This window comes from Polaribacter sargassicola, assembly GCF_021991835.1.
Classification (GTDB): Bacteria; Bacteroidota; Bacteroidia; order Flavobacteriales; family Flavobacteriaceae; genus Polaribacter; species Polaribacter sargassicola.
This window is the reverse complement of record NZ_JAHDAU010000001.1, coordinates 554,697-574,280: the sequence shown is the minus strand read 5'-3', so window position 1 is coordinate 574,280 and position 19,584 is coordinate 554,697. Positions and strand designations below refer to the sequence as shown.

The following is a 19,584-nucleotide window of genomic DNA, read 5'->3' as shown; positions in this document are numbered from 1 at the left end:
GTAATTATTCTTAAAGCTTATTTTACTTCAAAAACATTATTTTTTAAGTTAACATCTGCCATTAATCCGCTTTTATCAATAGTAATCGATTTTACAGATTTAGAAACATCAAAAGAGTATGTTGGGTAAGCCCAACCCCAATCTTTTAAAACAGTAGCTTTAGTTGGTTTACTTCCTCTCATCATTTCTAAAGGAATATTAAATTCTTCTTTAGATCCATCAACATAAGTTACCTCAACATCCATTGGCATTGGCATTTTACCAATTCTTTCTAAAGTAATTGTTTTATTATCTACAGATTTTACACCATAATCTATTGTGTGTGTAGTTTGTGTCCATTCGTTTAAATACCAACCTAAATCTAAATCAGATACTTTTTCCATAGTACGCTTAATATCATTTGGCGTTGGATGTTTAAAACTAAAATCTGTAAAATATTTCTTTAATCCTTTAGCAACATTATCTGCCCCAATAACATATTCTAATTGAGATAAAAATAAATTACCTTTAGAATAACTTGCTGTACTATATGCTCTGTTTGTGTTAAATCTATCTGCATGAGTACTTAAAGATTCTTCCATATTTTTATCAACAATACTTCTATAACTTCTATAAGAACCCGCATGAGGATTTGCTTTTGGTTTTTTAGATATTTCACTTACTGCTTTATTAGAAATATAAGATGTAAACCCTTCATCCATCCATGGATGTAAACTTTCATTAGAAGCTAACAAAAATTGAAACCAAGTATGTGCCATTTCATGAGCTGTTACACCAAATAAACTACCATAACTTCTTTTACCAGTTACTAATGTAGACATTGCATACTCCATACCACCATCTCCTCCTTGTATTACAGAGTATTGCTTATAAGGATATTGCCCAACATTTTCGCTGTAATATTTCATCAACTCTGCTGTTTGTGGCTGAAGTTCTTTCCAACTTTTTAAATATTTTTCTTCTAAATTTTTCTTATATAAAAAGTGTAAATCAATACCATTGTCCATCTTAAAAGTATCGTGAATATATTCTGGGTCTGCTGCCCACATAAAATCATGAACTTCTGGTGCTTTAAAATGCCAAGTTAATTTATCGCCTTCTGGCAAATTTAATTCTTTAGTAGCATCTTCATAACCATGACCTACTTCTTGTGGATTTTGAATATAACCAGAACCACCAATTGTGTAATTTTTGTCGATATGGATAGTTACATCAAAATCTCCCCATACTCCTTGAAATTCTCTTGCAATATAAGGTGGTGTATGCCAACCTTGAAAATCATATTCTGCTAATTTAGGATACCATTGTGCCATTGACAAAGCAATACCCTCTTTACTGTTTCTACCAGAACGACGAATTTGAACAGGCACTTGCGCATCAAAATCCATTTCTAAAGTAACAGATTCTCCAGATTTTATAGGCTCATTTAACTTTACCTCTAAAATAGTACCAACTGTTTCATGAGAAACTGCAACTCCGTTTTGTTTTAAAGTATTTACTTTTATATATCCTATTTCATCTGGACTTAATTTACTTATTCTATCTCTAACTCTTCTATCTGGATCTTGAATATTTAAAGACCTAACATCCATTTGAGATCCTGGTTGAAAAGCATTAAAATATAAATGATAAAAAACCTTGTTTAAATTATCTGGTGAGTTATTTGTATAAACTAAAGTTTGTTTTCCTTTATATTGATATTTGTTTACATCAACATCTATATCCATTGTATAGTCTACATGTTGTTGCCAATACGTTTCTTTTGTAACTACATTATTAGCTACATCTTTTGTACTATTACAAGCCGTTAGTGTAGCCAGCAATAATCCTAAAAAGTAAAATTTTTTCATATATATTGATTAAGGTTTATAAAAAAAGCAGCATCTTAAAGAATACTGCTTTTTTTGAGGTAATTATTTTTTTCCGTTTACAATTTCATCTGCCATTTTTAAGGCATTATACGCATTTACAATTCTACCAGAAACTGATAAATCTGCAAAAGGCACCATTTCTCCATTTGGGTTTATTCTAGATTGAGATCCTGGTTTAATAACATTAAAATTAATTTTTGTACCAGAATTCATTATAATATGCTTAACCTGACTTGCAGATAATTTTGGATAATAAGAACGTATTAATGCTGCAACACCAGCTGTAGATGGAGCTGCCATAGAAGTTCCATTAAATTTTTGATATTCGTTTTCTGGTGTTGTAGAATAAATTTGAACTCCTGGCGCAAAAATATCTACATTTATTTTACCATAATTAGAAAATGTTGCTGGTAATTTCTCGTTATAATTTAAACTCATTGCACCTATTGTTATTACATTATCTGTAATTTCTGTTTTTAAATCTTTAGAATCATTAGGATACGTTTTTTCTACATCTATATTTTTACCATCGTTACCTGCTGCATTTACAATTAAAACATCTTTTTCTGCTGCATATTTAATAGCTTCGTAAACCCATTCTTTTTTAGGAGAATAACCTTTACCAAAACTTGTATTAATTATTTTAGCACCATTATCTACTGCATAACGAATCCCTAGAGCTATATCTTTATCGTATTCATCTCCTCCAGGAGGAACAACTCTAACTGCCATAATCTTTACATTATTTGCAACTCCATTCATTCCTAAACCATTATTTCTACTTGCAGCAATAATACCAGAAACATGTGTTCCATGAGATTCAGATTTTTCATATGGTCCTGTTTTATTATCACCATAAACTGTAATATCCATAGTGTATGCATCATCACCAAGAACAGATCTATAATCTGTCTTTAAAGCATCTCCGTTTAATAAATTAGTTGCATCTGTAACTAACTTTGTTAATTCTTTTTTAGCTTCACTTAAAGAAGGGATTCCAAAACTATACATCTGTTTAGCTATTGTAACACTTTGCAATAAAGTAGGATCTTCTGTTTTTATAGCTAAAACTTCTTCTTGCGTATAATCTTTTTTGTTTAATTCTTCTGAAATAGCGTCATCTGCATTTGTTATACCTTGTAACATTTGCTCGTACCTTAACTTAGTACTTTTTGAACTTTCTAATTTTTCTTCGTAAAATTCTTTTGCTGCTTTAGCTTCTTCTTCATTAGTTATAGAAGGATTTTTTATGATTCTTTCGTATTCTAAATTTTCATTATGAATACTTCCTAAAAAATTCCATCCGTTAATATCATCAATAAATCCATTTTTATCATCATCTATTCCGTTTCCAGAAATTTCTTTGGTATTAACCCAAGCAACATCTTTTAAATCTTCGTGCTCTAAATCTGTACCAGAATCGGTAACAGCAACAACAACTTGTTCTCCTTTTTTACCTTCTAAAAACAAATATGCTTTTTCTACACTCATTCCAGGAATAGTGTCTGTTGCCAAATCTGCATGCCCCCAACTATTTATCTCTTCTTCTGATAAAACTCCTTTTTTGGCTGGTAGATTTATTACAGTTTCTGATCCTTGTGGAACCGGAATGCTAGAAATTGATTTACAACTTGTAAAAACAAGTCCAGCGAAAGCTGTATATAAAACTGGTTTTAAAACTCTCATCTTCTCTTTTATATTAATTAAATATATCTATAAATTTATGTGTACTCTTTAATCTAACTCCTTTTTCTGTATGTTTTACTGTACAAACTTCATTATAAGCATCATGCTCTAAAAAAAGGAAATATTCTTTATCTGCAGCCTCTTTTAAAAAAGCTGCTTTTTCGTTTATTGTTAATAATGGTCTAGTATCATAACCCATTACATATGGCAGTGGAATATGCCCAATTGTTGGTAATAAATCTGCCATAAAAACAATTGTTTTATCTTGATATGTTAATTTTGGTAACATTTGTTTTTCTGTATGACCGTCCATAAATAAAACATCAAAACCTATTTGATCTTTGTAATTATCATTTATAAAATTTAATTGACCGCTTTCTTTTATTGGGTTAATATTTTCTTTTAAGAATGATGCTTTTTCTCTTGGATTAGGTTCTGTTGCCCATTGCCAATGCTCTTTGTTAGACCAAAATTTAGCATTTTTAAAAGCGGGTTGCAATATCGTTTTATCTGCATTCCATTCTATAGCTCCTCCACAATGATCAAAATGTAAATGGGTTAAAAAAACATCGGTAATATCATCTCTATGAAAACCATGTTTTTTTAATGAAAGATCTAAAGAAAAATCTCCAAAAAGATAATAATAACTAAAAAACTTATTTGATTGTTTTGCACCCAAACCGGTGTCTACAAGAATTAAACGATCTCCATCTTCTATAAGTATGCTTCGCATACTCATATCAATTAAATTATTAGAATCTGCAGGGTTGGTTTTTTGCCAAATAGTTTTGGGTACAACACCAAACATGGCTCCTCCATCTAATTTAAAATTACCTGTTTCTATTGAATATATTTTCATTCAGAATCAATTAAAATTATCTATAAAATAACAAATATAACTCAATACCTTAACAATACTTTTTATATAGGATACAGAAAACAAATATGAAAAAATTAAGATGATTTTTTGTTAAGAAAAAACTAAAGGTTTTAGTAAAACTATAAAAACATTTAATAAATAAGCACTAATTTTTTAAATTTTTACAAAAGTGAAAATTATCTTCTGCTATCATTTTTCATAGAATTTACTTGATTTTTCCATTACATATAAGTTTACAATTTTATTTATTTGTTCCGTTTTAATTTTTAATTAAACAGAATTAAAAACACTCTGTAAAATTTACTTACATGCTCTTTTAAAAAATATAAAGGTTTACTTTTATTGTAATTAAATTATAAGAAAACAAAAAACCTCAATCTTTTAAGATTGAGGTTTTTTATTGAGGTGTCTAGCGGATTCGAACCGCTGTACATGGTTTTGCAAACCATTGCCTAGCCACTCGGCCAAGACACCTTTTATTATTTCGGACTGCAAATTTACGTAAATTTATACTTTCTGCAAGTCTTTTTTTAATTTTTGATTTTCCAAGGTGGATTTACTCTGTTTTTGCCACCAAAAAAAAGAATTAATTGATTTCCGTCTATATCTTTTAACCTTGCTTCTCTCCACAACCAACTTTTATCAGAAGGCATTTCATCAAAATAAATTCCTTTTTGTTTTAACTCTTTTACCTTATTATCTAAATCTTCACATTCAAAATACACATAAACACCTTCTCCTTTTGGCAATTTTTCTACTTTATGAATAGAAAATGTTGAGTTACCATCTGGGCAAACAAATCTTGCATAATTAGGCAAAGCATTTACAATTAACTCTAATCCTAATTTTTGATAAAACAACACAGATTTACTTAAATCTAAAGAAGGAACCGTTATTTGATTCAGATTCATAAGAATAAAACTACCTTTTTTTTGTAAGAATTATTGCAACTTCTGCTACGTTACCACCAATTGGTGGATTTATTTTTGCAACAGAAACAGTAGCTCTTCTTATCATTCTTATTTCTCTAAAAAAACGATCTAAAATACGTTGTGCTACTTCTTCTAACAATTCTGATCTAATTGCCATTTCTTCTTTAACTATATGATTTAAATGCACATAATCTACCGTGTCTGCTAATTTATCTGTTCTAGAAGATCTTTTTAAGTCTGCCTTTACTTCTACATCTACTCTGTATTCAGATCCTATTTTTGCTTCTTCTTCTAAGCATCCATGGTTTGCAAAGAGTTTTATATTGTTTACTTGTATGATTCCCATTATTTCTTTTAAAAAAAACAAATATAGTTTTATTAACGGATTTTCTGTTTACTTTCTAAATGTTGTGTTAGTGATTGCAACGGCATCCTTTTTATGAGGTACGAAGAAAAAGATATAGTGTAAAGCACGACTTTAATCTAGAATGCCTTCTAGATAAAGTAACACCCAAAAAAATTAATTGGTAAAAAAGTCGAAAACGTTACTTATTGCACTTGTTTTGGTTTTGTAAAACTCTGTATAGGTACAACGATTGCAGGTTACACTTGTAAATTTTTTGTTTTGAATATCAAAAATCTTGGAAAAAGTTCCTCCTGTAGCTCTCATTTGATCTACTGTATAGCTTCTATTATTGCATTTAGGACATTTATAATTTTGTATTTGGCTGCTCATAGTTTATAGTATTTATAGATTAGAAGCTATTTTATCGATTTTGTTACAAAGATTTAAGTGCTATAAAGTATTTTATGTAATTTTGTTGCTTAAATTTTTCGTATAAACTTATGTCTGAAGAAAAGAAATCGCTCAATTTTTTAGAGCAAATTATTGAAGAAGATTTGGCTAATGGAATGCCAAAAGAAAATTTACGTTTTCGTTTTCCGCCAGAACCTAATGGTTATTTACACATTGGGCACACCAAAGCAATAGGTATTAGTTTTGGTTTAGGGTTACATTACAACGCGCCTGTTAATTTACGTTTTGATGATACAAACCCTGCTAAAGAAGAGCAGGAATATGTAGATGCAATTAAAGAAGATATTTCTTGGTTGGGTTACCAATGGGCAAACGAATGTTATTCTTCAGATTATTTTCAGCAATTATATGATTGGGCTGTTTTGTTGATAAAAGACGGAAAAGCATATGTAGATTCTCAAACATCTGAAGAAATGCGTGTACAAAAAGGTACACCAACAGAAGCTGGTACTAATAGCCCTTATAGGGATAGATCTGTAGAAGAAAACTTGGAGTTATTTCAAGGAATGAAAGACGGAAAATTTAAAGAAGGAGAACATACTTTACGTGCTAAAATAGACATGACATCTCCAAATATGTTAATGAGAGATCCTTTAATGTACAGAATTATGTACAAATCGCATCACAGAACTGGTACAGATTGGTGTATTTACCCAATGTATGATTGGACGCATGGTGAGAGTGATTATATTGAACAAATTTCGCATTCTTTATGTTCTTTAGAGTTTAAACCTCATAGAGAATTGTACAATTGGTTTCGTGATAATGTGTATGATTTTAGTAAATCTGATTATCCTCTTCCTCCTAAACAACGTGAGTTTTCTCGTTTAAACTTAAGTTATACCATAATGAGTAAACGTAAGTTGCTTAAATTGGTAGAAGAAAAAATTGTTGCTGGCTGGGATGATCCAAGAATGCCTACAATTTCTGGTTTAAGAAGACGTGGTTATACACCTGCTGCTATTAGAAGTTTTGTAGAAACTGTTGGAGTTTCTAAACGTGAAAATATTATTGATGTTGCTCTTTTAGAATTTAAAATTCGTGAAGATTTAAATAACACAGCTAAAAGAGTTATGGCTGTTTTAGATCCGGTAAAAGTAGTAATTACCAACTATCCAGAAGGAGAAGAAGAAATGTTAGACGCTAGTTATAACGATTATGAAGAAGGTTTTGGTAGCAGACAAGTTCCTTTTTCTAGAGAAATTTATATAGAAAGAGAAGACTTTAGAGAAGAAGCAAATAAGAAATTTTTCCGTTTAAAATTAGGTAAAGAAGTTCGTTTAAAAAACGCATATTTTATTACTGCAAATAGCTGTACAAAAGATGCAGATGGAAATATCACTGAAATTCAGTGTACTTACGATCCGTTAACAAAATCTGGTAGCGGAACAGAAGAAAGCAAACGTAAAGTAAAAGGTACTTTGCATTGGGTTTCTGTAAAACATGCTGTAAAAGCAGAGGTAAGAGCTTATGATAGATTGTTTTTAGATGAAGCGCCAGACGCACATAAAGACAAAGATTATATGGATTTTATAAACCCTAATTCTTTAGAAATTATAGAAGCTTATTTAGAGCCAAGTTTACAAACCGCAGAAATTGGAGAGCGTTTTCAGTTTCAACGTTTAGGGTATTTTAATGTTGATGATGATTCTACTGCAGAACATTTAGTTTTTAACAAAACTGTTGGATTAAGAGATTCTTGGTCTAACAAATAAAAATATTATTCTAAAAAAGAATGAGAAAATTAATTGTTTTAAGTTTATTAATATTTGCTTCTTGCAGCAACAAAAAAGAAATAAACCAAGTTACTGATATTTCTTGCGGTCAATGTCAGTTTGGTTTAGATTCTGAAAAAGGCTGTAGCTTGGCTATTCGTGTTGATGAAAAAGCTTATTTTGTAGACGGATTTGGCATAGATGATTTTGGAGATGCACACAACAAACACACAGGTTTTTGTGAGGTAGTTAGAAAAGCAGAAATTGCTGGTGCTATAGAAAATGGAAGATTTAAAGCGAATACAATTAAATTAATTGAATAAAACTTATTATTTCTACTCAATTATAAATCATAAAAAAAATCCGAAGTAAATTATTACTTCGGATTTTTTTTTATCTTTTTATTATCTATTATGATTATGGTGCAGGGTTTGGTATTGCTGCATGAATTGCTTCTATTTCTTGCAAAATTTCATCAGACAAATCAATATTAATAGAATTGATATTTTCTTTTAATTGATTCATTTTTGTTGCTCCAATAATATTACTAGTTACAAATGGCAATTGATTGATAAATGCTAAAGACATTTCTGCCAATGTTAATCCGTGCTTTTTTGCAATTTCATTATATTTTTTTACTGCTTTTACAGATCCATCACCAGTATAACGCGCTATAAAACGCGGAAACAAAGTTCCTCTAGCTCCTTCTGGTAAATTACCACCTAAATACTTACCAGACAAAACACCTTGTGCTAAAGGAGAATATGCTAACAAACCAATATCTTCTCTTAAAGAAACTTCACTCATTCCGTATTCATAAGATCTATGAATCATAGAAAATGAATTTTGAACAGTAACAGGTCTTGGTAAATTATTTTTTTCGGAAGTTTCTAAGTACTTCATCGTTCCCCACGGAGTTTCATTAGACAAACCTATTTGTCTAATTACACCTGACTTTACAAATTCATTTAAAGTTTCTAAAATTTCTAAATGATTCTCTGCTTCTTTTGTTGCTGTTTTAAAAGGATACTCTCTTGTACCAAAACAATTTACCCCACGAGATGGCCAATGTAATTGATACAAATCTATATAATCTGTTTGCAATCTGTTTAAACTACCTTCAATAGCTTCTTTAATAGCTCTTTTGCTAAAACCATCTTTTCTAATATGAGCAGTATAATCTCCGCCTCCTGCTATTTTTGATGCTAAAACAACCTTTTCTCTATTTCCTGTTTTTTTAAACCAATTACCTATTATTTTTTCTGTTGCACCATACGTTTCTGCATTTGCTGGTACAGGATATAATTCTGCCGCATCAAAAAAATTAACACCTTGTTCTAAAGCATAATCCATTTGTTCAAAAGCTTCCTCTTGAGTATTTTGGTTTCCCCATGTCATGGTTCCTAAACAAATTTTACTAACTTTTATATCTGTATTTGGTAATGTTGTGTATTTCATTTATTGTATTTGTTTGTACCTTTATTTAATCGTAAAACTTTAAAAAACTAACAACTAAAATATAGTTTATTATTCTAAAAGACAACAAGCGTGTAATTTTATAAAATTACACGCTTGTTAAAAAAATTATTAAGAATTTTATTTTAATATAGCATCAATACCTGGCAACGTTTTACCTTCTAACATTTCTAACATTGCTCCACCACCTGTAGAAACATAACTTACTTTGTCTGCAAAACCAAATTGTTTAACTGCAGCAACAGAATCTCCACCACCAACTAAAGAAAATGCTCCGTTTTTAGTTGCAGTATCAATAGAGTTTCCTAATGCAATTGTACCTTCTGCAAAAGTTTCCATTTCAAAAACACCTAAAGGTCCGTTCCATAAAATAGTTTTACATTTATTTACTACATCATCAAAAATCTCTCTAGATTTATGTCCAGCATCTAAACCTTGCCATCCATCAGGAATTTTAGTAATATCTAAAACCTGTGTGTTTGCTGTGTTAGAAAAATCATCCGCAGCAATTACATCAACTGGTATATGAACCTCTACACCTTTTTCTTTTGCTTGTTTTAAAATATCTAAAGCTAAATCCATTTTATCATCTTCGCAAATAGAATCACCAACATCTCCTCCTTTTGCTTTAACAAAAGTAAAACTCATTCCACCACCAATAATTAAATGATCTACTTTGTCTAAAATATTTTCTATAACTGTAATTTTAGAAGAAACTTTAGCACCTCCTAAAATTGCCAAAACTGGTTTTTCAGAATTATTTAAAACTTTATCTATGCTTTCTATTTCTCTTGCTAATAAGTTTCCAAAACATTTATTGTCTTCAAAAAACTGAGCAATAATTGTTGTTGATGCATGTGCTCTATGTGCTGTACCAAAAGCATCATTTACATAAACATCACCAAATTTTGATAATTTTTCTGCAAAAGCAACATCTCCTTTTTTCTCTTCTTCGTAAAAACGTAAGTTTTCTAATAATAAGATTTCTCCAGATTCTAAATTTGCAACAGCTTCCTCTACTTTATCACCAATACAATCTGCAACAAATTTTACTTTAACACCTAATATTTCTGTTGCTTTTTCTACAATATGACCTAAAGAAAACTCATCTTGAAACCCTTTTGGTCTACCTAAATGAGACATTAAAATACAGCTACCTTCTTGCTCTAAAATATCTATAATTGTAGATTTTGCCGCTTGAATTCTTGTAGCATCAGTTACTTCAAACTTATCATTTAAAGGCACATTAAAATCTACACGAATTAATGCTTTCTTATTCTTAAAGTTAAAATCTTTTAGTGTTTTCATCTTTTATTAAATCTATTTTTAACAAAAATACCGATTTATTTACTCTTTTTAAGCCTATAATTATTAAATCTAATACAACGTTTTCGAAGATAAAAACTACTATTTAAATGATTTACGTAACCTTAAAGATTGATTTGCTAAATTGATGCATTAATGACAAACAAATTTTATATTTGCCTATGCTTTTCAACCAAATTATCGGTCAAGAACATATTAAAAAACACCTAAAAATATCTGCGGAAAACGGCAGGATACCGCACGCACAATTATTTGTAGGTAAAGAAGGTAGCGGAACCTTACCAATGGCTATTGCTTATGCTCAATTTTTGTTGTGTAATTTTTCTGATAATGCAGATGTTTGTAACATAAAATGCGATAAACTTCAACATCCAGATTTACATTTTGCTTTTCCTGTTACTACTAATGATAACGTTAAAAAGCACCCTATTAGTAGTTTATTTTTAGAAGATTGGCGAAAATTTATTGCAACACAACCCTACGGAAGTCTGTTTAATTGGCTACAACACATTGGCGTAGAAAATAAACAGGGAATTATTGGTGTTGATGAAGCAGAAGATGTTGTAAAAAAGCTACAACTTAAAAGTTATGAAGGTGGTTTTAAAGTGATGATTATTTGGATGGCAGAAAAAATGAATATTTCTGCTGCCAATAAATTACTAAAACTGATTGAAGAACCACCGGAAAAAACAGTTTTTATTCTAGTTACAGAAAACGAAGAGCAAATTATTAACACAATAAAATCTCGTTGTCAGGCCTTACATTTTCCTAATTTAAGCGAACAAGATATTAGCAATACATTAATAGTAGACCATCAAGTTTCGGATAATGATGCAGCAAAAATTGCGCATCAAGCAGAAGGTAATTTTAATAAAGCCTTGCATTTATTGCATAATGATTCTTCTGATTTGGTTTTTGAAGAATGGTTTGTTGCTTGGGTAAGAACCGCTTTTAAAGCCAGAGGAAATGCAGCTGTTGTACAGCAATTGATAGAATGGTCTGATACGATTGCTAAAACAGGCCGAGAAACGCAAAAACGTTTTTTAGATTATTGTTTGCAATTTTTTAGACAAGCAATGTTGCTAAATTACAAATCTGAGAATTTGGTTTTTATGGAAACTAAAACCGGATTTCAACTTTCTAAATTTGCCCCTTTTGTACATGCTGGTAATATTTTAGAAATAGAAAAAGAGTTAAATGATGCCATATATCATATTGAAAGAAACGGAAACGCAAAAATTATTTTGTTAGATCTTTCTATGAAATTAACTCGTTTTTTACATAAAAAAGAAGATAAGGTTTAACCTCTGTAACTTATTCCTCTTAAAAAACACTTTTAGATATTAAACCAGTGTTTATTAATTTATTTTAAGACTTAGTACTTTTTGCAACTCTTTTAGCAACATATAAATCTGCAATTGTAGGATTTTCTGGACAAGATTTAATTTGTTCAAAAACATCACCGGCTTTTACCAATCCGGTTTTTATCACTTTAAAATAGACGCCACAAAAAGTAGTATTCCAAAATTGTTTTACAATTTTCATATCATTAAAACGAATTCCTAATTTCATACACGGATTTCTTTGCACTGTTGCTTCTATAATTGTTTCTCCTACTTTAAAAGTATCTCCTTGATGAATTTTAGTTTCGTCTAAATCATCAATAGTTAAATTTTCACCAAAAATTCCGTTTTCGAATTCTAAATCCGGATATAATTTTTGCCAATAATCATAATGTTTTAAAGAATATCCGTAAACTGCTTGTAAAATTCCTCCGTGATGTTTTCTATCACAAACAGCATCATCTTTTACATCTTCTTTATCTAAAAAAATAGGTTTATCTACAGAATATTTAAAAATACCTGTAGTTACTAGTTTTCCTTTCCAATTAATTTCTTGACGTTCTCCGATATTTGTAGAAACAATTTTCATTGATTTATTTTTTAAATTTTGATAAAGCTTTTTTTGTAAAATCAGACAACACCAACTCTCCAGAAATAGCAGCTCTTTCGGCTAATAAATCTTTCCAATTTTCGGTTCCTTTCCATAAAACTTTTTTCATTTCTGATAAAGCAGCTGGATTGTAACTTGCCAATTTTTCTGATAAGATTTCTACTTCTTTATCCAATTCATTTATGTTTTCAAAAACACGTGCATACAAACCTTTTTCTTTTGCCCAATAAGCATTTTTCCAACTTGTTGCATCTAAAGTTAATTCTGATGTTGCTGCAATTCCTATTTTACGAGTTACGGCAGGTTCTATAACAAAAGGACCAATACCAATGGTAAATTCAGATAATTTAATGGCTGCATTTTCTGTTGCCAAAACATAATCACAAGCAGCAGATAAACCAACGCCACCACCAACAGTTTTACCTTGTACTCTACCAATTATTAATTTTCCGCAAGTTCTCATTGCATTAATTACATTTGCAAAACCAGAAAAAAATTGTTTGCCATCTTCTAGATTTGTAATTGCAACTAATTCATCAAAAGAAGCACCTGCACAAAATGCTTTTTCTCCTTCAGATTTTAAAATAATTACAGAAACTTCATTGTTTTTACCAACAGAAATAAATTCTTTAGCCAATCTTTCTAACAATTGACCAGGAAAAGAATTACTTGCCAGATGACCGAACTCTATTGTTGCAATTTTGTTTTGAATTTTGGTATATAAACTTCCGTTTTGTCTATCTGTGGTCATAAAAAATGAATTTTTAGTAAAAATACGGTTTAATTATAATTTACAAGTGGCAAAAATTTCTTTCTAAACTTAATAATTAAAGGCAAACCTCTTGCAATCATCCAAAATGCAAAAGCAATCCAAATTGCTGTTAGTTTTAAATTATAATAATCAAATACTAATAAAGTTGGTATAAAAACCAAACCTGTAGAAAGAATTAAAAGGTTTCTTAAATATTTCATTTCTCCCATTCCTTTAAACATTCCATCAAAAATAAAGGTAATAGCATTTATAGGTTGCGTTATTAAAACAATCCAAAAAACATGATAAAATTGCTCTAAAACAGCTGTATCTTTTGTAAAAATCTGTCCTATAAAATTATAAAAAATTGCTCCAAAAATTGCAATAATTATTCCTGTTATTAATCCATATTTAAACAGTTTATTACTTAATTCTACTAGAGATTTATAGTCTTTTGCACCTAAAAATCTGCCGGATAAAATATTACCAGCGCTAGAGTAACCATCAATCATAAAAGCACCTAACAACCAAAGATTAATACCTATTGTATATGCGGCAATATATTCTTTTCCGTAATCTGTAGCATATGATGTTGCAAAGTACAAGGCTGTATTTAAAGCTATTGTTCTTAAAAAAAGATTACCAATCATACCTAATAAACGCGGAATTTCTTCATGAAAAGGAAATTTTACTTTTAAAGAAATCGTAGTTTTTTTCATTAATAGAATTACAGAAATAATAGCCATTGTAATTTGTGCAATTACACTTGCGTAAGCTGCCCCTTTTATATTCATTGCAGGTATAAAACCATCTACGCCGTAAACTAGAGCAAGGTCTAAAACAACATTTAACAAAGCACCAATTATAGCAATTACCATAGGATAATAAGTGTTTTGTAAGCCTCTAAAAGTACCAAAAATAGCAAATACAAAAAGTGAAAATGGAAAACCAAAAATTCTTATTTTAAAATAAGTAATACAATATTCTAAAACTACACCTGATGCATTATAAAACTGAAAAATCTGTTTAGAAAATGGATATGAAATTGTTAAGACTACCAAACTTGCTAAAACTACAATAGCAATAGATTGTGCTGGTAAAGATTTAACTTTATCTAATTTATCGGCTCCTACATATTGTGATATAATTGAAGAAATTGCGCTTCTAACTTGGCCAAACACCCAAATTAACATAGATATAAATGCACCAACAATACCAACAGCAGCTAAACTTTCTGTTGCATTTACATCAATATTACCAATAATTGCTGTGTCTGTTATAGACAATAATGGTTCTGCAATACCTGCAATTAAAGCCGGTATCGCCAGTTTATTTATCTTTTTAAAACTAATATCTTTACTCAAAAAAATGTTTTTTTACAAAGGTACTTTACTAAAATAATAAAACCTTTAATATTTTAAATCTGCAGGTTCTACAAAGTCTTCTTCTAGATTATAAATTTCTTTAATGTAAGTTTTAATTTCTGTTATAAATTCTTCTAACTTTTCTTCTGTAATCTCTACATCTGGTTTTCTATAATTTGATGAAAAATTGACTGATAAAAAACCACCATTTAAATTTTTAAAAGAATAGATTCCGCCTTGTAATGGTTTAGAAAAATTAAACTTTTTGCTTTTTGTATACAAATACGCATACAATAAAACCTGTATAGCTTTGTGATGTTTTTCTTCTCTTAAGCTTATAAAATCTGGTACTTTTAAATTAGCACTGCTAACCATTCCGGTTTTATAATCTATAATTCTTAAAACACCATTTAATTCATCAACTCTATCTACTTGTCCGTGAATTTTAATAGGAAAATCCATTCCTTCAATTTCTATCTGAGTTGCCAAATTTTCTTCTGTAGAAATTATTTTTAGTTGATTTTTTTTATCCTTTAGTAAGTCTTTTTCTTGACTCAAAAAATTATTTATAAATCTATTTGCTACTTCAAAAATTAAACGATTTCTACCACTAGAAATATCTCCGTTTTTAAACTCTTCTTTAAAATGATAAACAACCAAGTCTTTAGATAACTTTTGCATTGTTTCTACATTTTTTACAGTTAAAAACTTACCTTCAAAAGGTTTGTACAACTTATCTAAAGTTTCGTGCACAACAGTACCCAAAGTATTATAGGCAACTGTTTCTTCTACATCTTCAAACTCTTTTAATTTTAATATTTTTTGTTTGTAAAAAGCAATAGGGTTGTATAAATAATTTGTTAGAGCAGAAGGAGAAATCCCTTTTTGTGCCAATTCTTTTAATAAATTAAAAACAGAATCATTTTTCTTAATTTTTTTTAATTCATTGTTATGAGATACTATTTTTGGAGCCACAATTTTTTGAACAATATCGGTTCGCATCATTTCTAATTGTGTAACAAACCTACTTTTTTCTCCTCTACCAAATACATCATGCTCTGTATTGTAAATTATAAATACATTTTTAGCTCTTTGCATCAACCTAAAAAAGTGATACGAAAAAATAGCATCTTTTTCTCTATAAGTTGGTAATCCAAACTCTACCTTAACATCAAAAGGAATAAAGGAGTTTTGCTGACTACTTGCGGGTAAAATCCCTTCGTTTGTAGACACTAAAACTATGTTTTCAAAATCTAAAACACGTGTTTCTAACATACCCATTAACTGCAAACCTTTTAATGGTTCTCCTTGAAATGATAAATTTTCTGCAGCAACTAATTGTCTAAAAAAAAGTGATAATGTTTTTAAATCAGAAAAGTATTTAAACTCAATTTGTAATGTTTTAAGCTGTGTAAATGTAGTATAATAACGGAAAAGATATTCTTTTTCTAAATCTGCTACATCTTCTTTTAAAAGATCTATAAGATTTAAAATTCTATCTATAAACTGATCTATAGACACATAATTATCAAAAATTGAAATAACAATACTTTTTAACTCTGGTGCAATATTTTTTGAAAAAGCATCTATATAACTTTGACTGATAAATGTTAAGTTCTGCTTAGCTACCTCATCTGAAAAAGCATCTATTTCTGGTATTAATTTATAAATAGATTGATGTTTTAAAAACCGAATAACATCTTTATGATAAAATTCGTTTACTGTTGTTTTTTGTAATTTTTCTTGAGAAATAAACAATTGAAATATTGAAAACAATAAACTTGTGGTAGGTACATCTTTTAACGGATAACCCATTGTAATATTTATTGCATTAATATTAGATGGTAAAGAATTTAAAGTTATTGGCAATAAAGTTTCATCTGCCAACACCAATGCTGTATTTTTAAAATCTGTAAAATTCTCTAAAATTTCTCCCGCATATTTTATCTGTGTTGTATTTTTAGAGGCTCCGATTACTTCTATTTTTTTGGGCTGACTAAAAGAGTTTCCTATTATTTTTATGTCATTTTTCTCATAGTATTTCCATTCCGATTTATACTTTCTGATAAATTTACCTGCTTGATGATTGCCTTCAAAAAAAGCTTCATCAATATCCCAATATATTTCTGAATTGCCTGTTTCTAAAACTTTTTGAAACAAATACTCTTCTGCAGAATTTAAAGCGTTAAAACCGATAAAAAAGATTTTCTTATTAGAGTTTTCTTCTAAAAAAGCATCAATTTTCTTACAAGACTCTCTGTAAATTAAACCTTGATAACCAATATTCTTTTCTAATAAAAATTGATAAAAGGCATTGTAAAAAATGTTTAATTTTTCTAGAAATGAATGATGATCTTTCATTAATTCAGTTTCTTTGAACTCACCTTTTACAGACCATTTTTTTAATCGCTGAATATCTCTTAAATACACAAAAATTTGTTGCGTATCTATTAAGTGTTGATCTATTTCATTAAAATCTTGAATTACCGTAAACGCCCAAGAAGCAAAAACATCAAAAGTAACTGGGTCTTTTTCTAAATTTTTATAAATAGTATAAAAATGAAATAATAACTGAATACTATCTACTTTTTCTACTTTAGAAACTTGATTTATAAATTGTTCTACATTTAAAATTTCTGGTAAAAAACCTGCAGTAATTTTATCTTTAAAAGATTGTTTTACAAACACTTTAGATCTTTGAGAAGGTAAAATAAAAATTACATTTTCAAAAGTTTTGGTATTTTTTAAAATATCATCTAAAGTTTCTGAAATAAAAGATTGCATGGCATTTTTTTGGTTTTCTAAATTACAAAAACTTACTTTTATACGTCTTTTAATTTTAAAATTATTTTAATGTCTGATGCTTTGCAAGTTGTAGGAATTCAAGCAGATTTAATTTGGGAAAACCCAGATAAAAATCTTTCTTTTTTTGAAGAAAAAATCAAATCTATACCCAAAAAGACTAATTTGGTTGTATTACCAGAAATGTTTACAAGTGGTTTTTCTATGAATCCTAAAACAGTTGCTGAAAATATGGATGGGAAATCGGTTTCTTGGATGCGAAAAAAGGCAATAGAAAATGACTTTGCTATTTGTGGTAGTTTGGTTATTTCTGAAAATGAAAAATATTACAATCGTTTGGTTTTTGTACATCCAACTGGCAAGATTGAAACTTATAACAAAAAACATCCGTTTACCTTAGCAGGAGAAGATAAAGTATACACTTCTGGAAATGAAAAACTAATTGTAAATTACAAAGGATGGAAAATTTGCCCGTTAATTTGTTATGATTTACGTTTTCCTGTTTGGGCAAGAAATGCAGAAAATTATGATCTTTTAATTTTTGTTGCTAATTGGCCTTTAAAAAGGATTAAAGCTTGGGAAATACTTCTTAAATCGCGTGCAATAGAAAATATGAGTTACGTTATTGGCGTAAACAGAACTGGTAAAGATATAAACGATTATGAATATTCTGGAAACTCTTTAATTATAGATTATTTGGGTGATGAAATTTCTAAAATAGAAGATAATTCTGTTGGTACAATTACAAACATTTTGCAAAAACCCAAGCAAGAATTAGCGAGAAAAAAGTTAGGTTTTTTAAACGATAAAGATGCTTTTACTTTAGAATAACTGAAATTTTAAATACAAAAAAACCTTCAAAATATAAACTTTGAAGGTTTTTTACGTTTTCTAAAAGCTCGTAAATAAGTTTATTCTTATTTAACTCCGTTTTAATATTTTTGTTGAAATGCTGAATACGCTATACTTTAAATAAAATCCTTTTTTTTTACAAAAAGACATAGCAGAAAGTAAGAAACACCTTATAATACTAACTTGGTATCATCCATTTAAACTCAAACTTTGTATCTGGCACTACAATTCTTTCTGTAATTCTATACATTCTGTCTGGTAATTTCATTAGATAATCTCTAGCTTTTTCAGCTTCAGGAGTTAGATTTGTAATTTTATCAATTTCCCAAGCAGTATTTAATTTCTTTAAAATATCTACATAATCGAAACCTGTGTAAACACCTATTCTTTGGGCAACCGCAGAAAAATCGTCAAATAAGGTTCCTTTTTCATTAAAAGATTCTCTTAAATGCATTGCAGGCATTACAATTTTATATTTCATCATGTGTTGGAAAGCCAACATCATTTCACTAGGATCTATTTTAAATATTTCTCTTACAAATTCTGTATATGCTTGGTGATGACGCATTTCATCACCTGCAATAATTTTAGACATTTTAGCCAATGCTTTATGTCCTTTTTTACGTGCAATTTTTGCTACATTGTTATGAGAAATGTATGTTGCTAATTCTTGAAAACTTGTATAAACAAAGTTTTTATACGGATCTGTTGATGTACCAATATCAAACCCATCTGCAATTAAATGTTGTGTAGATATTTCTACTTCGCGCATGTTAACACGCCCAGATAAATATAAGTATTTGTTTAAAACATCACCATGTCTATTTTCTTCTGCTGTCCAAGTTCTTACCCATTTTGCCCAGCTATTATCTGGATCTTGAGAAACACCGTCTAAATCTAACAACCAAGATTCATAAGTTGGCAAAGCTTCTTCTGTAATGGTATCTCCTACTAAAACCACCCAAAAATCATCGTGTAATTCTTTAGATAACTCTCTTATTTCTTCTACTTCTGTAATAAAAGAATCTTTTTGCGAGTTTGGTAAAAAGTCTGTAGGCTGCCATATTTTTTCTGCTGGAATTAAGTACTTTTCCATAAAACGGTCCATACTTTTTTCTAGCGTTAACATTACTTCTTTTCTTACGTTATATATAGACAT

17 protein-coding genes and 1 tRNA gene are annotated in these 19,584 nt (G+C 29.3%); 4 read left to right on the top strand and 14 right to left on the bottom strand.

What is annotated here, in order from left to right; genetic code table 11:
- Nucleotides 1-17: 17 nt before the first annotated feature.
- The 7 genes from KI686_RS02550 to KI686_RS02520 form a co-directional block, all read right to left on the bottom strand.
- Nucleotides 18-1,850, bottom strand: coding sequence for a M1 family metallopeptidase (locus KI686_RS02550; RefSeq protein ID WP_237587686.1), 1,833 nt, complete (start codon nt 1,848-1,850; stop codon nt 18-20).
- 63 nt (nt 1,851-1,913) lie between these two features.
- Entirely contained in the window at nt 1,914-3,557 is a 1,644-nt protein-coding gene (locus KI686_RS02545) for a S8 family peptidase (protein ID WP_237587685.1), read from the bottom strand.
- 13 nt (nt 3,558-3,570) lie between these two features.
- Nucleotides 3,571-4,416, bottom strand: coding sequence for an MBL fold metallo-hydrolase (locus KI686_RS02540; protein WP_237587684.1), 846 nt, complete (start codon nt 4,414-4,416; stop codon nt 3,571-3,573).
- Between the two features lie 424 nt (nt 4,417-4,840).
- Nucleotides 4,841-4,911, bottom strand: a tRNA-Cys gene (locus KI686_RS02535).
- A gap of 56 nt (nt 4,912-4,967) precedes the next feature.
- Complete coding sequence (locus KI686_RS02530; protein WP_237587683.1) at nt 4,968-5,348, bottom strand: VOC family protein; 381 nt, start codon at nt 5,346-5,348, stop codon at nt 4,968-4,970.
- 10 nt (nt 5,349-5,358) lie between these two features.
- Nucleotides 5,359-5,715 (bottom strand): dihydroneopterin aldolase, encoded by a 357-nt coding sequence (folB, locus tag KI686_RS02525; protein WP_237587682.1) that lies wholly within the window; start codon nt 5,713-5,715, stop codon nt 5,359-5,361.
- Between the two features lie 174 nt (nt 5,716-5,889).
- Entirely contained in the window at nt 5,890-6,105 is a 216-nt protein-coding gene (locus tag KI686_RS02520; RefSeq protein ID WP_237587681.1) for a zinc ribbon domain-containing protein, read from the bottom strand.
- Between the two features lie 110 nt (nt 6,106-6,215).
- Here KI686_RS02520 and KI686_RS02515 point away from each other — a divergent pair, with 110 nt between their 5' ends.
- Together KI686_RS02515 and KI686_RS02510 are read left to right on the top strand one after the other, a co-directional pair.
- Nucleotides 6,216-7,901 (top strand): glutamine--tRNA ligase/YqeY domain fusion protein, encoded by a 1,686-nt coding sequence (locus tag KI686_RS02515; protein WP_237587680.1) that lies wholly within the window; start codon nt 6,216-6,218, stop codon nt 7,899-7,901.
- A gap of 20 nt (nt 7,902-7,921) precedes the next feature.
- Nucleotides 7,922-8,224: a DUF6370 family protein gene (locus KI686_RS02510; protein WP_237587679.1), complete on the top strand. Its 303-nt coding sequence runs from the start codon at nt 7,922-7,924 to the stop codon at nt 8,222-8,224.
- A 94-nt stretch (nt 8,225-8,318) separates the two neighbouring features.
- Here the strand turns inward: KI686_RS02510 and KI686_RS02505 are convergent, their stop codons facing one another.
- On the bottom strand, nt 8,319-9,359 hold the full coding sequence (locus tag KI686_RS02505) for an NADP(H)-dependent aldo-keto reductase (RefSeq protein ID WP_237587678.1): 1,041 nt from the start codon (nt 9,357-9,359) through the stop codon (nt 8,319-8,321).
- Nucleotides 9,360-9,497: 138 nt separating this feature from the next.
- On the bottom strand, nt 9,498-10,685 hold the full coding sequence (locus tag KI686_RS02500) for a phosphoglycerate kinase (RefSeq protein WP_237587677.1): 1,188 nt from the start codon (nt 10,683-10,685) through the stop codon (nt 9,498-9,500).
- Between the two features lie 179 nt (nt 10,686-10,864).
- On the opposite strand from KI686_RS02500, the gene KI686_RS02495 reads away from it, so the two are divergent.
- Complete coding sequence (locus KI686_RS02495; protein WP_237587676.1) at nt 10,865-12,007, top strand: DNA polymerase III subunit; 1,143 nt, start codon at nt 10,865-10,867, stop codon at nt 12,005-12,007.
- 64 nt (nt 12,008-12,071) lie between these two features.
- Here the strand turns inward: KI686_RS02495 and KI686_RS02490 are convergent, their stop codons facing one another.
- Genes KI686_RS02490 through KI686_RS02475 form a run of 4 tightly spaced genes read right to left on the bottom strand, consistent with a single transcriptional unit; the run spans nt 12,072 to nt 17,555 of the window.
- The gene (locus KI686_RS02490; RefSeq protein WP_237587675.1) at nt 12,072-12,635 is read right to left on the bottom strand and encodes an MOSC domain-containing protein; all 564 of its coding nucleotides are present in this window, start codon (nt 12,633-12,635) and stop codon (nt 12,072-12,074) included.
- A 4-nt stretch (nt 12,636-12,639) separates the two neighbouring features.
- The gene (locus tag KI686_RS02485) at nt 12,640-13,407 is read right to left on the bottom strand and encodes an enoyl-CoA hydratase/isomerase family protein (RefSeq protein WP_237587674.1); all 768 of its coding nucleotides are present in this window, start codon (nt 13,405-13,407) and stop codon (nt 12,640-12,642) included.
- A 29-nt stretch (nt 13,408-13,436) separates the two neighbouring features.
- Complete coding sequence (locus KI686_RS02480; RefSeq protein ID WP_237587673.1) at nt 13,437-14,771, bottom strand: MATE family efflux transporter; 1,335 nt, start codon at nt 14,769-14,771, stop codon at nt 13,437-13,439.
- 45 nt (nt 14,772-14,816) lie between these two features.
- A complete protein-coding gene (locus tag KI686_RS02475) occupies nt 14,817-17,555 on the bottom strand; it encodes a PD-(D/E)XK nuclease family protein (RefSeq protein WP_237587672.1) in 2,739 nt (912 codons plus the stop codon).
- Nucleotides 17,556-17,624: 69 nt separating this feature from the next.
- Here KI686_RS02475 and KI686_RS02470 point away from each other — a divergent pair, with 69 nt between their 5' ends.
- The gene (locus tag KI686_RS02470; RefSeq protein WP_237587671.1) at nt 17,625-18,404 is read left to right on the top strand and encodes a nitrilase family protein; all 780 of its coding nucleotides are present in this window, start codon (nt 17,625-17,627) and stop codon (nt 18,402-18,404) included.
- A gap of 199 nt (nt 18,405-18,603) precedes the next feature.
- On the opposite strand, the gene KI686_RS02465 is transcribed toward KI686_RS02470, so the two are convergent.
- Nucleotides 18,604-19,584 carry an acyl-ACP desaturase gene (locus KI686_RS02465; protein ID WP_237587670.1) on the bottom strand — a complete coding sequence of 327 codons (981 nt, stop codon included), beginning with the start codon at nt 19,582-19,584 and terminating at the stop codon, nt 18,604-18,606.